The organism is Pseudosulfitobacter koreensis, from assembly GCF_024733015.1.
Taxonomy (GTDB): domain Bacteria; phylum Pseudomonadota; class Alphaproteobacteria; order Rhodobacterales; family Rhodobacteraceae; genus Pseudosulfitobacter; species Pseudosulfitobacter koreensis.
The window spans coordinates 99,133-112,712 of the sequence record NZ_JANKJG010000001.1 but is presented as its reverse complement, the minus strand read 5'-3'; the positions used below and the strand labels follow the sequence as shown (position 1 = coordinate 112,712).

Sequence of the window (13,580 nt, the reverse complement as noted above, 5' to 3'; positions counted from 1 at the left end):
GGCGCGGGGCCTACCGCTTGTCCGGCTCGCCCTTGCGGAGCGGTTGGGTGAACCAGTGACCTTCGGGCACCCAGCGTTTGCGCGGCACATCCGGCTTTTCGTGTTCATGCGCGGTGTCTGTCCGCGTGGCGGTTCTGAAAGTTCTGGCATAAATGTTCAGCATGGCGTGTCCTTTCGCTTTCGTGTTTTCCTCCTTGCTTTATGCGCCTGACGCGGAAACCATGCGACTTAATTGGATTTTTAAAATGTAAGCTGGGGTTTCAAATGGATTGGCGTCACATGCCGCCGCTGGCCGCCTTGCGGGCCTTTGCGGCCTTTGCAGAGCGGGGCACGTTGGCGGGTGCCGGCACCACGCTGGGTGTCAGCCACGCGGCGGTCAGCCAGCAGATCCGCAGCCTTGAGGATCATCTGGGCGTGCCGCTGGTGGACCGGGCGCGGCGCAATCTGGAACTGACCGAAGCCGGGGCAGTATTGGCGCAGGCCTGCAGCGAAGGGTTTGGCAACATCGCCCGCACGGTCGAGGATATCACCGGCGTCAGCGATGCGCGCGCGGTGCACGTGTCGACCACGCCCACCTTCGCCGCGTCCTGGCTGATGCCGCGCCTGCCTGCGTTTCAGGCCGGCAATCCGGGGATCAAGCTGCTGATCGACCCCACGCCGCAACTGGCCGAACTCAGCCCTGGCGGAATAGATCTGGCCATCCGCTACGGCGTCGGGCCCTGGCCGCGCTATGACTGTCAGATGCTCTTGAACTCACCCATCGTGGTGGTCGCCGCGCCCTCGCTGATCGCGGGGCGTCCCGTGGCCACGCCTGCCGATCTGGCCTGCCTGCCTTGGCTGGAGGAGTTGGGCACCACGGAAAGCACCACGTGGCTGCGCAGACAGGGCGTCGAGCAGGGGGCGGCGCTGGCCCATATGCAGATGCCGGGCAATCTGGTGCTGGATGCGGCGCGCAGCGGGCAGGGGATCGCGGTGATCGTCCGCGAATTTGTGGCGGCGGACATCAGGGAGGGGCGTCTGGTGCAATTGTTCGAAGAGCCGCAAGCAGGTGCAGGCTATCATCTGGTGACGCGCCCCGGCGTGATGCGTCCCGGCCTGCGCACCTTCGTGCGCTGGCTGGCGCGGCAGGTTCAGACCTAGCGGCGGGGGTTTACGACGCAGGACCGACCATAAAGCAGGTCATGTTGCGCGCCTGCAGCCGCCGACAGGCCAGATCGGCGGTGTCGCGGGTCATGCCGACGAAATGCGCGTCAAACCCTTGGGGGCGGCGCACGACCTTGCGCAGCGCGCCATCGAGTGTCGACATTTCCGTAAGTGCGGTTTTCAGCAGGATCTTTTCCGCGTGATACCGGCTGGGAAAGCGGCCCACGTTCACGCCCCAGTGGCGTCCGCCCGAGGTGGACAGCCGGGTGACGACTTCGGGCTCGGGCACGGGTTCAGGCGCTGCTTCCGCGACGGTTTCAAGGCTGGCCACGATGGTTTCATCCTCGGGCCGCTGCACGGGGCGCACCGATGTCGATTTGGGGGCCACGACGGCCTCTGCAACGGCAGGCGTGGCGTCAGCCAATGCTGCCGCCTGCGCCTCGACCAGGGCTGCGGAAATGTCGGTGGGCGAAACCACGGGCGGCGGCGCCTGGGCGACAAGAACCGGTTGCGGTGTTTCGCCGGGGCGCAATGTCGGGCGCAGGCTGCGCGTGATCGCACCCGATACGCGGATCACCTTGCCGGTTGCACGCACGCCGTTTCCGGCCACCTGGATGGTCTTGCTGCCGTCCGCCTGCACGTCGCTGTCCGACATCAGCACGGGCTCGTCGGTATAGACCGGGCCGCCTGGCTTGCGGACAGGTGCGTTGCTGGGCGCGCGGCGAAAGCCGAGGTCCATCAGTTCCGCCACCTTTGCGTTGCGCGACGCGGTCGATTTGCCACCGAAGACGGTGACGATGACACGCTCGTCGCCGCGCTGCGCCGACGCCGTCAGGTTGAACCCGGCGGCGCGTGTATAGCCCGTCTTGATCCCGTCCGCGCCCTTGTAGGCGGCCAGAAAGCGGCGGTTGGTGTGATAGACTGTCGTGCCGCCCGCGTCCGCAGACGTGCGCGAGAAGAGGTTGTAGTATTGTGGATAATCATAAAGCAGATGCCGACCCAGGATCGTCATGTCCTGCGCCGTGCTCAGGTGCCCTTCTTCGGTCAGCCCGTGCATGTTCTTGAAGGTGGTGCGGGTCATGCCAAGCGCCTTGGCCGTGCGGTTCATGCGCCGTGCAAACGCGGCCTCCGATCCGCTGATCCCCTCGCCGATGGCCGTGGCCGCATCGTTCGCGGACTTGACTGCGGCGGCGCGTACCAGATAGCGCAGCTTGATTTTCTGGCCCGCGCGCAGCCCCAGTTTCGACGGCTCTTCCGCCGCCGCCTTTTTCGAGACGGTCACCAGCGTATCCATCGTGATCTCGCCGTTCGAGACCGCTTCGAACGCAATATAAAGCGTCATCATCTTGGTCAGCGATGCGGGATGCAGACGCGATGTGGCGTTGTGTTCATGCAGAACCTCGCCGGTGCGCGAATCGATCACATAGGCGGCATAGGGTGCAGCGATCGCGCTGAGCGGCAAAACCACCAGCATCCACAGTGCAATGAAAACGAATAGCCCGAAACGGGCCGACTGGGTGCGCCGAACCTTCACTGGAAACCTGCCTTTGTTAACTGCCTCGTGACCCCCGATTTTTCCGGGTGGCCGATATTATTAATAAAAGGCTAGCATAGGTTGCATTGCGAATAAACCCTTATGATTAAGGGAAATAAGGAAATCCGCCGATGCGTGGCCCCCACATTTAGGGGTTGCTCAGTCAACGGTGTCCAGACCCGGTAATGTGGCGGAAATGTGGCGCAGCCTGCCCGATTTGGCAGCCGAGACTCAGCGGTGTTTCGACAGCAGATCGGGCAGTTCTCCCAAGTCGGCAATCTCAAGGAATCGCGGGTGCGTGTCGGGTGTGTCGGCGTGTTCCATATCCCACAAAAGGTCGTGCGGGACATGCACGCCCCAGCCCCCGGCCTCAAGCATGGGGCGCACGTCCGAAGCCAGCGAATTGCCGATCATCATGCCGCGCGCAGCGCCGTCATAGGCGTCGAATATGCGCGTATAGGTTGCTTGTATCTTGGCCGATACAATCTGGACGTCGGAAAACATCTCGCCCAGACCGGACTGCGCAACCTTGCGTTCCTGATCCAGCAGATCGCCCTTCGTGATCAACAAGACGGGACCGACCGCCTGTGCCGCCCGCAAGGCGTCGACGGCATGGGGCAGCAGATCGACGGGGTGTTGCAGCATGTCCTGACCGGCTGCGATCAGCTCGGCGATGACCGATCCGGGCACCTTGTTGTCCGTCACCTCAAGCGCGGTTTCGATCATCGACAGAACGAAGCCTTTGATCCCGAAACCGTAATGCCCGATATTGCGCCGCTCGGCCTCGAGCAGGCGGGCCATCAGCGCGTTGCCGTCCATATGCGGGGCCAGCAGTTCGGCAAACCGCTCCTGTGTCAGCTTGAAGAAACGCTCGTTGTGCCAGAGCGTATCGTCAGCATCGAAGGCAATTGTCGTCAAGGTTTGCGCCATAGCCGGGACTGCCTCTTTTCATGAGCCGCTTGGACGTTATATAGAGACCAAACAGAGAGACAACGGATTCAGGTGACGGTTTTGAAACTCCGAGAGACGCATATGATGGCGGGCAGGAACGAGGATGACGGCGACAGCTCGGTCATCACCGAAACCAAGCCCAAGACCAAGCGGCCTCCGTTGTACAAGGTGATGCTGCTGAACGACGATTACACGCCGATGGAATTCGTCGTGCTGGTGCTGGAACGCTTCTTTGGTCTGAACCACGCGCAGGCCTTCGAGATCATGCTGACCGTTCACAAGAAGGGGCTGGCCGTGGTCGGCGTCTTCAGTCACGAGATCGCCGAGACGAAAGTGGCGCAGGTGATGGATTTTGCCCGGCGGCATCAGCATCCGCTGCAGTGCACCATGGAAAAAGAAGACTGACGGTGATGTGTTCGCCGGGTCATTGGGCCGCTTCCCCGACCGGGAAGCGAGATATGTTCATGCAATATTTCAAGATGTCGGCGCCATGATCGGTGCACGTCTACCGCTGGCAATCGAGGCCGGGTTCGACACGTCGGGGCGCGTTGTGGTCTTTGCGCCCGCCGTCGGGGCGGACCTGAGCGCACTGCCGCAGTGCGAGGTCATCTCGCCCCTGCGCCCGGTGCACGACCATTTCGAGGCTCTGGGCCTGACCTGCCGCACCGCTCCCGAAGGGCGATATGACGCCGCCGTGGTCTGCGTGCCACGCGCCAAGGCCGAAGCGCACGCACTGATCGCCGACGCCTGTGCGGTGACCGACGGCAAGGTGCTGATCGACGGGCAGAAGACCGACGGCATCGACAGCATGCGCAAGGAGATGCGCAAGCGGGCCGACGTGACCGAAGCCATATCGAAGGCGCACGGCAAGCTGTTCTGGATGCAGGCAAGCGACGCTTTTGCAGACTGGGCACAAGGCCCAGCCCTGACCGACGGTGGATTCTGGACAGCTCCGGGCGTGTTTTCCGCCGATGGCATCGACCCCGCGTCGGAAATGCTGGCGGCGGCGCTGCCCGACAAGCTGGGCAAGCAGGTCGCCGATCTGGGTGCGGGTTGGGGGTTTCTGTCGGCCCACATCCTGACCCGCGGCGACGTCGAGGCGGTGCATCTGGTCGAGGCGCATCATCTCGCGCTGGAATGTGCCAAGCGCAACGTGACCGATCCGCGTGCACAGTATCACTGGGCGGATGCGACCCGGTGGGCTCCCAAAGGGCGCATCGACACGGTGGTGATGAACCCGCCGTTCCACACCACGCGAGACGCCGACCCTGCGCTCGGGCAGGCCTTCGTGGCGGCAGCGGCAAGGGTGTTGACCCCGCAGGGCAGCCTGTGGATGGTGGCGAACCGGCATCTGCCCTACGAGACGGCACTGGACCAGCAATTCGCCCGCGTCGAGGACATGGGCGGCGACGGACGGTTCAAACTGACACGGGCGACCAAGCCCAGACGCAGGACATAAGGATCAGGCGATGTCATTTTCGATTTCGGGCAAGACGGCGATCGTGACGGGGGCGGCCAACGGCATCGGCTTGGCCATCGCACGGCAGTTCGCCGACAAGGGCGCCAACGTGATGTGCGCCGACATGGATGAAAAGGCGCTGATCCAGCAGCTTGGCGACAAGACGGACGAGGGCAAGATCCGCTATTTCGCAGGCGACCTGCGCCAGCGTCTGACCATCGCCAACCTGGTTTCGGCCACCATCGACGCCTTTGACGATGTCGATATTCTGGTGAACGCCTCGCGCCAGGTGATGCCGACCGACGCGCTGGACGTGGACGACACCAGCGTCGAGACGCTGCTGGAGCAGAACCTGATGACCTCGCTGCGCCTGACGCAACAGGTGGCACGCCGCATGATCAAGCAGGCCGAAGGGCAGACAGAGGGGCAGGTGGGGTCGATCATCAACCTGTCGTCCATCGCCGCACGGCACACGCGCCCCGAACTTCTGGGATATTCCATCGCCTCTGCGGCGCTTGAACAGATGACGCGGTCGATGGCGCTTGCGCTGGCGCACAACCGGATCAGGGTGAACGCCGTGGCCTTTGGCTCGGTGATGTCGGCCTCGCTCAAGTCGTCGATCATGGACCACCGCGAATGGCGCGAAGACATCGAGAACCATACCCCGCTAGAACGGATCGCCAGCCCCAGCGAACTGGTGGACGCGGTGCAATTCCTGGCTTCGGAAGGGGCCGGTTTTATCACCGGCGAGACGATCACGGTTGACGGCGGGCGCAGCCTGCTGGACCCTGTCCGCGCACCGGCACACTGAGGCGACCCAATGACAGATGACTTTCTAGCCGAGAAGACCCAAGCCAGCGACTGGTTCCGCAGCCTGCGCGACGAGATCGTCGCGGCCTTCGAAGGGCTGGAACAGAGCCACGACACCGGCCCGCTGTCGGATGCAGAGCCCGGCACGTTCGAGGTGACCGAGACCAGCCGCGCGTCGGACGACGGCTCGGACGCGGGCGGCGGATTGATGAGCGTGATGCGCGGCGGGCGCGTGTTCGAAAAGGTCGGCGTCAACGTTTCGACCGTCTACGGCACGCTGGGCGAACGCGCGCAGGCGGCGATGGCCGCGCGCAAGGGCATTCCCGGCATGAAGGACGATCCGCGTTTCTGGGCCTCGGGCATCAGTCTGGTGGCACATATGCAGAACCCGCATGCGCCTGCGGTCCACATGAACACCCGCATGTTCTGGACCCCGCACGCATCGTGGTTCGGCGGTGGCTCGGACCTGAATCCTTGCATCGAATACGCCGAAGACACGGCGCATTTCCACGCCACCCAACAAGCCCACCTGGACCCGCACGGAGCTGACTTGTACCCGCGTCTCAAGGCTTGGGCCGACGAATATTTCTATATCCCGCACCGCAAACGGGCGCGTGGCGTCGGCGGTATTTTCATGGACGACCATTCGACCGGCGACTGGGAGGCCGATTTTGCCCTGACGCAGGACATCGGGCGGGCATTTTTGCCGGCCTATGTCCCGCTGGTTGCGGCGCGGCGCGTGATGCCGTGGGACGCGGCGGACAAGGACGCACAGCTGGTGCACCGTGGCCTCTATGCCGAATACAATCTGGTTTATGATCGCGGGACCAAGTTCGGGCTGGAAACCGGCCACGACGCCAATGCGGTGCTGATGAGCCTGCCGCCTCTGGCCAAGTGGGTCTGAGCGCTAGGACCTGCGCCAGCCCGCTTCCATCATCGCCGCGCGGTAGTTGGGCGCCGTGCGCATCCGGTCGCCCAGACCCTTGGTCAGCAGCAGCCCGTGCATCCTGGGCAATTGCCAGCAGGGAACGTGCATCACCATGTGATGTTCCAGGTGATAGTTGACGTAATAAGGCGCGACCAACGTGCGGGCGATGGGGCCTGCATGGGTTGTGCGCACGTTCTGCAAGGGATTGTCGGACTGCTCGACCGCGCCGTGTTCCGCGATGTTGCGCACGCGCAGGACGAACTGGAACCACGTCAGATACGGCAGCAGCCAGAAGGCCAGCCCCCACCACCATGTGCCGATCAGACTGATGGCAAGTGCCACGCCGATGAACACCGGAAAGGCGCGGCCGAGCGTGTTCGACTTGAACGCCTGCGCCGATTGCGATTTGGCCGCGTCGATCGCGTCGTGATCGCCCGCAAGCTTGATGAACATGGCGATCTGGCCTGCCAGTTGCTTGACCCCCGTCTGCCCCGTCAGGTCGCGCAGGAACTTGCGCCGCATCGACGCGTGGCTGGTCGGGAACTTCTGGCTGAGCGCCAGGTCGGGGTCCTTGTCGGTCTGGGTAAAGCGGTGGTGCGTCAGGTGGTAGTGACGGTAGGCGTGCAGGTCGGCCATGATCGGCCAGCCGCAGAGCCATTCTCCGACCCAGTCGTTCAGCCTGCGCGATTTGAAGAGGGCACTGTGCGCGGCCTCGTGCATCAGGATGGCAAGGCCAAGTTGACGCGAGCCGATCAGCACGACCGCCAGCAGGAACGTGGCGGGATTGGGCCAGAGCGCGAAGAGGGCGATCGCCAGCGCGATCACGCCCCAGCAATGCAGCACAAGCCAGGCGCCCATCAGGTCCGAGCGTCTGGCAAGGGGGCGAATCTCGTCGCTGCTGAGGTAGGCTTTGCCGGGTGTCATGGGGAAATCGTGGCGTCTTGGGCTCGTGTGCGTCAAGTGGGACGTGACGTTTCGTAGGGGGCGCTGCCCCGGCGCTGGCGCGCCTCCCCCGGAGTTTACAGGGCAAGATGAAAGGGTGTCAGTGCCAGTCGAAGAAGTCGGGCCCGGCCTTGACCAGCAGCTCCTGTGCCAGATCGCGGCCCATGTCGGCACCCGTGGCGATGGGCCCCGAGCGGCTGCCCTTGATCGCCTCGGAGCCGTCGGGGCGCAGCACTTCGCCGCGCAGATGCAGCGTGTCGCCGTCGAGCAGGGCAAGGCCCGCGATGGGTGTCTCGCAGGATCCGTCGAGGGTGGCGAGAAACGCGCGCTCCGCCGCGAGGCGCTGGCCCGTGGGGTTGTCGTGGATCGCGGCCAGCAGTCGGGCGGTGGCGGCATCGTCTGCGCGCCGCTCGATGCCGATGGCACCCTGGGCGATGGCGGGCAGCATCTCGTCGGGGTCGATGGGCGCGGCGGGCACATCCGTCATGTTCAGGCGGTTCAGCCCTGCTGCGGCCAGAAAGGTGGCCTCGGCCACGCCATCGTCGAGCTTGCGCAGGCGGGTCTGCACGTTGCCGCGAAATTCGACCACGTTCAGGTCGGGGCGGCGGTGCAGCAACTGCGCCCGGCGGCGCAGCGACGAGGTGCCGACGGTGGCCCCCAGCGGCAGGTCCGCGATTGTGCTGTGGGTGGGCGAGACAAAGGCATCGCGCACATCCTCGCGCGGCAGGTAAGTGTCGAGCAGCAGGCCGGGGGGCTGTTCGGTCGGCATGTCCTTCATCGAGTGGACCGCGATGTCGATCTTGGCCGAGGAGAGGTCCTGTTCGATCTCGCGGGTGAAGAGACCCTTGCCGCCGATCTCTTTCAGCGGGCGGTCCTGGATCAGATCGCCGGTGACCTTGATCACCACGATCTCGAACGCCTCTTGCGGCAGATCGAAGGCCGCGGCCAGACGCTGCCTTGTCTCGTAGGCCTGCGCCATCGCCAGCGGCGATCCACGGGTGCCGATTTTCAAGGGGCGGTCTGGGCTTGGCAGGGTCACGTCACGCGGGCCTTCGCTTGGGGAAAAAATGTGTCACGTTGTCCTGCCATTGCACGCCCGACTTGACAAGTGCCCCGCGCCAATAGACCCCGGAGGCACCAACAAGGGGACAGCGGATGACCGAGAGCAAGACGATTTTGCGCGCATTGGCAGGCGAGACACAGGCGGTGCCGCCGATCTGGATGATGCGCCAGGCGGGGCGCTATCTGCCCGAGTACAAGGCCACGCGCGCGCAGGCGGGCGATTTCCTGTCGCTGTGCTACAACCCCGAGCTTGCCTGCGAGGTCACGCTGCAGCCCATCCGCCGCTATGGCTTTGACGCCGCGATCCTGTTTGCCGACATCCTGCTGGTGCCGCAGGCGCTTGGTGCCGATCTGTGGTTCGTGACCGGCGAAGGCCCGCGTCTGAGCACCGTGACCACGCAAGCGGATTTCGACAAGCTGGGGCCGGTCGAGGACATTCACGAGACGCTGTCGCCGATCTACCAGACTGTGCGCCTGCTGACCGAGGCGCTGCCGCGCGAGACCACGCTGATCGGCTTTGCCGGTGCGCCCTGGACCGTGGCCACCTATATGATCGCGGGCCAAGGGACCAAGGATCAGGGGCCTGCGCACGCGCTGAAGGCCGAGAATGTTGCCCTGTTCGAGGCGCTGCTGGAGCGGATTACGCTGGCAACCATCGAATACCTGTCGGCACAGATCGACGCCGGCGCCGAGGTGGTCAAGATCTTCGACAGCTGGGCCGGTTCGCTGAAGGGTGCGGATTTCGACCGCTACAGCCTGGAGCCCGCCCGCCAGATCACTGCTGCGCTCAAGGCGCGCCATCCCGGTATCCCGATCATCGGCTTCCCGCGCGAGGCGGGCGAGAAATACGTAGGCTTCGCCAAGGCGACCGGCGTCGATTGCGTGGCGCTGGACAATTCGGTTTCGCCCGAATGGGCGGCGGCCAATGTGCAGGTCGATGGCTGCGTGCAGGGCAACCTGGCCTCGCATCACATGGTGACGGGGGGGCAGGCGCTGGTGGACGAGACGCGCGCGATCGTCAACGCGTTCTCGAACGGGCCGCATATCTTCAATCTGGGCCACGGAATCACGCCGGATGCAGACCCGGACAACGTGCAGCGGATGATAGATACGGTTCGCGAAGGATAAGCTGCGTTTCAGGGTTGACCTGACCGCGTGGCTGTCATACTTCGCACGCCGATGGCGCGGTAGCTCAGTTGGTTAGAGCGATCGACTCATAATCGATAGGTCGGGAGTTCAAGTCTCCCCCACGCCACCATTCTCCAACCTTGATATCCGGATTTGACGGCTCGCAATGCGGCGGGCCCGACTGACGCCCGCCGCTTGCGCGGCAATCTGAGTGCGGGAGTTCAAGTCTCCCCCACGCCACCATTCTCCAACCTTGATACCCGGATTTGACGGCTCGCAATGCGGCGGGCCCGACTGACGCCCGCCGCTTGCGCGGCAGTCTGAGTGCGGGAGTTCAAGTCTCCCCCACGCCACCACTCTTCAGCCAACATATCTTTTCAAGCGGCCCGTTCAGTCCCGCAAACGCGGCAGGGCCCAGCCCGCGATGCTGACCGCCAGCGTGATGCGAAACAGATGGTGCACGGTGACGGCCACCGGGCTGATCCCCAGGCTCAGCGCCACCAGACCCATCTCGGTCACGCCGCCGGGGGCAAGGCTGATGATCAGCGCGATCAGCGGCAAGCTGGACCAGGGGGCAAGAAGTGCGGCAAAACCCACCGCCACCGACAGCATCACCGCGACGCTGACGCAGCCAAACCCGAAGGCACGCGCAAGACTGCGCAAGGACGACCCCGCGAACAGCACGCCAAGTCCCGCGCCGATCACCAGTTGCGCGCCCGCCAGCAGCCAGACGGGGCTGGCCACATCCAGAAACCCGGTGCCGTGGGCAATGGCACTGAGCAGCATGGGACCGATCATGTAGGAAGCGGGCAGGCGAAACTTGCGTCCGATAAATACCCCGATGACGCAGAGCAACGCCAGCTCCGCGAGGTCCAGAAGCCCCGCGTTCGTCGCGTCGAACGACTGGCCCGCGGCACTGCCGACCACGATGCCGGTCATCAGGTAATAGACCGTGGGAACCGCGATGATGACCAGCACCACGCGGGCGAAATGCTGGGTGCTAAGCAGGCGCGGATCGGCACCGGCGGCCTCGCCCAGCGTCACTGCCTCGATCAGACCGCCGGGCATGGCAGCGAAAAATGCCGTCACGCGGTCCAGCTTTGCCAGCCTGCGGTAGATCAGAAAGCTCAGTCCATGTGTGATCAGCACGAAGGGCACCACTGCCAGCACCGACAGCCACAGTTGCGGCAGCTGTTCCAGCAGCGAAGGCGAGAACGTCGCACCGATCATCACGCCGATCAGCGACACGCTGGCCTTGCGAAGCACTTGCAGGACCGGGCGCGGGGCGGTTTCGGGCACCCCTGCGCTGCGCCAGATCGACCATGCGCCGACGGTGATCAGCGCGCCCAGCAGAAACGGCAGCGGTGTGCCAAGCCAGACGGCAAGGGCCGCGCCGAGCGCGCCGACCAGCAGGATCAATCCGGTCGGGCGCGCCTCGAGGCGCAGATCGGCGAGGGTCAGGGGCATATGCGTGTCAATCTGTTCGGGACATTGAGTTGCGCCATTTGCACAGAGACCCTGCCCGAGTTCCAGACCAGTCTGACGATTCTGGCAAGCTAGGGGCGGCTGCCGGAGGGGCGAGCCAAGCGTTTTAAACGACCCGAAACGGGATTTTTGGACAAAAAAATCGGCGTCGGACAACGGTGTTTGGCATTATCGTGCAAACATCTGCGCGCCTGTCGCGCGAAATGCGCTATAAACCGGGGTTTGCATCATGAAACGCGCAGGAACTGCCGGGCAAAACGATCGGTCCATAGCCAAGTTTTGATCTATCTTGCACTATTGCCCCATGCGCGCTTGGTCAGAGGCGCGCACAAAGGTTACAAATTTGGGTGACAGGCCAACGACCTTGCCCTACCAATCTGCCGCAACGACACAAGACCGATGCGCCGCAAGAGCGCATCCTTAGGGAGGAAGACCATGAACATCACACGTAAATCATTCATGTCACTGGCAGGCGCCGCCGCGCTGGCGCTGGGGATGGGGAGCGCACCTGCGTCCGCGCAAGAGGTCACGCTGAGCCTGCACCAGTTCCTGCCCGCGCAGGCCAACGTGCCGCGCCTGGTGCTGGACGTCTGGGCCGACAATGTCGAGGAAGACAGCAATGGCCGCATCAAGATCGACCGCTATGCGTCGATGCAGCTGGGCGGCACGCCGCCCGAGCTGATCGACCAGGCCATCGACGGCGTGGCCGATATCGTCTGGACCGTGGTCGGCTACACGCCGGGCCGCTATCCGTCGACCGAAGTGTTCGAGCTTCCCTTCATGATGACCAATGCCCGCGCGGCCAGCCGCGCCTATTGGGAAATGTATGAAAAGCACATGAAGGACACAGAGTTCAAAGACGTACATATTCTGGGCACTTGGGTACATGGTCCGGGCATGATCCACGCCAACCGCGAGATCAACGTTCCCGGTGACATGCAGGGTCTGAAAATCCGGGGCGGTTCGCGTCTGATCAATGACTACCTGTCGGTTCTGGGTGCGACACCCGTCGGCATGCCGGTTCCCGCCGTGCCCGAGGGCCTGTCCAAGGGCGTGATCGACGGCACCACCATCCCGTGGGAAGTCACCAGCGCGCTGAAAGTGCCGGAACTGGTGAAGAACCACACCGAGTTTGAAGGCAAGGCGCTTTATGTGCTGACCTTCGTTCTGGCGATGAACAAGGACCGCTATGAAGCGCTGCCCGATGATCTGAAAAAGGTGATCGACGACAACTCCGGTCTGGAATTCTCGGTGTTCGCCGGCGGCACACAGGCCGATTCTGACGCACCCGCCCGCGAGGCTGCCGTGGCCATGGGCAACAACATCGTGACCGTGTCGGAAGAAGACGCGAAAGCATGGCGTGACGCGGCCCAGCCCGTCTACGACAGCTGGGTGGCCGACATGGACAGCAAGGGCATCGACGGTCAGGCGCTGATCGACGAAGCCACCATGCTGATCGAAAAATACACCGAGTGATCTGACCGGTGCGCTGCGGCGTGTGAAGACACGCGCCGCAGCCTTTTTATCTCCAATCATCCCGAAAAACCGGAGTTCCCATGACACGCCTGGTCACCTGGCTTGCCCGTATTGCCGCCATCCTGGGCGGTCTGGTTCTGGTCGCACTGATCGTGCTGACGACCCTGTCGATCTTGGGCCGCTCCCTGAACAAGCTGTTTCACACCGAGTTTGCGCAGACCTCGTTCGGTGGCCTGTCGAACTGGGCGATCAATCTGGGCGTGGGTGAAATCAACGGCTCTTACGAATTGCTCGAGGCGGGCGTGGCCTTTGCCATCTTTGCGTTCTTTCCGGTCTGCCAGCTTTATTCGGCCCATGCGACTGTGGATGTGTTCACCTCTGCCTTGCCGCCACGTGCGTTGCATGCGCTGCGGGCGTTCTGGGAAATCGTCCTGTCAGCCACCATCGTGTTCCTGACGGTGCGGCTGGGTGACGGGATGATGCGCTATGTGAACAACGGCGAAACCACGCTGTTCCTGCAATTTCCCGTCTGGTGGAGCTATGCCGCCAGCCTTGCCGCCGCGACCGTCGCCTCGCTTACGGCGATCTACTGTGCCTGCGCCCGCGTTGCCGAAGTGGCCCTGGACCGCGACATCATGCCAAACGACGAGCCGGGGGAATAA

General features: G+C 63.8%; 14 protein-coding genes and 1 tRNA gene. 9 read left to right on the top strand and 6 right to left on the bottom strand.

The features are described 5' to 3' along the window. Positions 1-10: 10 nt before the first annotated feature. Positions 11-163 carry a hypothetical protein gene (locus NTA49_RS00645; RefSeq protein WP_258292716.1) on the bottom strand — a complete coding sequence of 51 codons (153 nt, stop codon included), beginning with the start codon at positions 161-163 and terminating at the stop codon, positions 11-13. A gap of 101 nt (positions 164-264) precedes the next feature. Here NTA49_RS00645 and NTA49_RS00640 point away from each other — a divergent pair, with 101 nt between their 5' ends. Next, a complete protein-coding gene (locus NTA49_RS00640) occupies positions 265-1,140 on the top strand; it encodes a LysR family transcriptional regulator (RefSeq protein ID WP_258292715.1) in 876 nt (291 codons plus the stop codon). 10 nt (positions 1,141-1,150) lie between these two features. On the opposite strand, the gene NTA49_RS00635 is transcribed toward NTA49_RS00640, so the two are convergent. Further along, positions 1,151-2,677, bottom strand: a complete 1,527-nt coding sequence (locus NTA49_RS00635) for a D-alanyl-D-alanine carboxypeptidase family protein (protein WP_258292714.1) — start codon at positions 2,675-2,677, stop codon at positions 1,151-1,153. Positions 2,678-2,908: 231 nt separating this feature from the next. Continuing rightward, positions 2,909-3,607, bottom strand: coding sequence for an HAD family hydrolase (locus tag NTA49_RS00630; RefSeq protein ID WP_258292713.1), 699 nt, complete (start codon positions 3,605-3,607; stop codon positions 2,909-2,911). 102 nt (positions 3,608-3,709) lie between these two features. On the opposite strand from NTA49_RS00630, the gene clpS reads away from it, so the two are divergent. The 4 genes from clpS (at position 3,710) to hemF (ending at position 6,801) form a co-directional block, all read left to right on the top strand. Beyond that, the gene (clpS, locus tag NTA49_RS00625) at positions 3,710-4,033 is read left to right on the top strand and encodes an ATP-dependent Clp protease adapter ClpS (protein WP_258292712.1); all 324 of its coding nucleotides are present in this window, start codon (positions 3,710-3,712) and stop codon (positions 4,031-4,033) included. A gap of 85 nt (positions 4,034-4,118) precedes the next feature. After that, complete coding sequence (locus NTA49_RS00620) at positions 4,119-5,087, top strand: class I SAM-dependent methyltransferase (RefSeq protein WP_258292711.1); 969 nt, start codon at positions 4,119-4,121, stop codon at positions 5,085-5,087. Between the two features lie 10 nt (positions 5,088-5,097). Next, the gene (locus NTA49_RS00615; RefSeq protein ID WP_258292710.1) at positions 5,098-5,898 is read left to right on the top strand and encodes an SDR family NAD(P)-dependent oxidoreductase; all 801 of its coding nucleotides are present in this window, start codon (positions 5,098-5,100) and stop codon (positions 5,896-5,898) included. Between the two features lie 9 nt (positions 5,899-5,907). Further along, positions 5,908-6,801 carry an oxygen-dependent coproporphyrinogen oxidase gene (hemF, locus tag NTA49_RS00610; protein ID WP_258292709.1) on the top strand — a complete coding sequence of 298 codons (894 nt, stop codon included), beginning with the start codon at positions 5,908-5,910 and terminating at the stop codon, positions 6,799-6,801. 3 nt (positions 6,802-6,804) lie between these two features. Here hemF and NTA49_RS00605 read toward each other — a convergent pair whose 3' ends face one another. Beyond that, a complete protein-coding gene (locus tag NTA49_RS00605; protein ID WP_258292708.1) occupies positions 6,805-7,749 on the bottom strand; it encodes a fatty acid desaturase family protein in 945 nt (314 codons plus the stop codon). A gap of 118 nt (positions 7,750-7,867) precedes the next feature. Further along, positions 7,868-8,806: a hydroxymethylbilane synthase gene (hemC, locus tag NTA49_RS00600; RefSeq protein ID WP_258292707.1), complete on the bottom strand. Its 939-nt coding sequence runs from the start codon at positions 8,804-8,806 to the stop codon at positions 7,868-7,870. A gap of 116 nt (positions 8,807-8,922) precedes the next feature. Between hemC and hemE the strand changes: the two genes are divergently transcribed. Further along, positions 8,923-9,957, top strand: coding sequence for a uroporphyrinogen decarboxylase (gene hemE / locus NTA49_RS00595; RefSeq protein ID WP_258292706.1), 1,035 nt, complete (start codon positions 8,923-8,925; stop codon positions 9,955-9,957). Positions 9,958-10,010: 53 nt separating this feature from the next. Further along, positions 10,011-10,087, top strand: a tRNA-Met gene (locus tag NTA49_RS00590). A 260-nt stretch (positions 10,088-10,347) separates the two neighbouring features. Here NTA49_RS00590 and NTA49_RS00585 read toward each other — a convergent pair. Continuing rightward, complete coding sequence (locus tag NTA49_RS00585) at positions 10,348-11,424, bottom strand: AbrB family transcriptional regulator (RefSeq protein WP_258292705.1); 1,077 nt, start codon at positions 11,422-11,424, stop codon at positions 10,348-10,350. A 477-nt stretch (positions 11,425-11,901) separates the two neighbouring features. On the opposite strand from NTA49_RS00585, the gene NTA49_RS00580 reads away from it, so the two are divergent. Together NTA49_RS00580 and NTA49_RS00575 are read left to right on the top strand one after the other, a co-directional pair. Beyond that, complete coding sequence (locus NTA49_RS00580; RefSeq protein ID WP_261368078.1) at positions 11,902-12,918, top strand: TRAP transporter substrate-binding protein; 1,017 nt, start codon at positions 11,902-11,904, stop codon at positions 12,916-12,918. Positions 12,919-12,998: 80 nt separating this feature from the next. Beyond that, positions 12,999-13,580, top strand: a complete 582-nt coding sequence (locus tag NTA49_RS00575) for a TRAP transporter small permease (protein ID WP_258292703.1) — start codon at positions 12,999-13,001, stop codon at positions 13,578-13,580.

What these genes read in the sequence shown, in the direction of transcription:
- NTA49_RS00645 (WP_258292716.1), bottom strand. Translation starts at nt 163, where the DNA reads ATGCTGAACATTTATGCCAGAACTTTCAGAACCGCCACGCGGACAGAC.
- NTA49_RS00640 (WP_258292715.1), top strand. Translation starts at nt 265, where the DNA reads ATGGATTGGCGTCACATGCCGCCGCTGGCCGCCTTGCGGGCCTTTGCG.
- NTA49_RS00630 (WP_258292713.1), bottom strand. Translation starts at nt 3,607, where the DNA reads ATGGCGCAAACCTTGACGACAATTGCCTTCGATGCTGACGATACGCTC.
- clpS (WP_258292712.1), top strand. Translation starts at nt 3,710, where the DNA reads ATGATGGCGGGCAGGAACGAGGATGACGGCGACAGCTCGGTCATCACC.
- NTA49_RS00620 (WP_258292711.1), top strand. Translation starts at nt 4,119, where the DNA reads ATGATCGGTGCACGTCTACCGCTGGCAATCGAGGCCGGGTTCGACACG.
- NTA49_RS00615 (WP_258292710.1), top strand. Translation starts at nt 5,098, where the DNA reads ATGTCATTTTCGATTTCGGGCAAGACGGCGATCGTGACGGGGGCGGCC.
- hemF (WP_258292709.1), top strand. Translation starts at nt 5,908, where the DNA reads ATGACAGATGACTTTCTAGCCGAGAAGACCCAAGCCAGCGACTGGTTC.
- NTA49_RS00605 (WP_258292708.1), bottom strand. Translation starts at nt 7,749, where the DNA reads ATGACACCCGGCAAAGCCTACCTCAGCAGCGACGAGATTCGCCCCCTT.
- hemE (WP_258292706.1), top strand. Translation starts at nt 8,923, where the DNA reads ATGACCGAGAGCAAGACGATTTTGCGCGCATTGGCAGGCGAGACACAG.
- NTA49_RS00585 (WP_258292705.1), bottom strand. Translation starts at nt 11,424, where the DNA reads ATGCCCCTGACCCTCGCCGATCTGCGCCTCGAGGCGCGCCCGACCGGA.
- NTA49_RS00580 (WP_261368078.1), top strand. Translation starts at nt 11,902, where the DNA reads ATGTCACTGGCAGGCGCCGCCGCGCTGGCGCTGGGGATGGGGAGCGCA.
- NTA49_RS00575 (WP_258292703.1), top strand. Translation starts at nt 12,999, where the DNA reads ATGACACGCCTGGTCACCTGGCTTGCCCGTATTGCCGCCATCCTGGGC.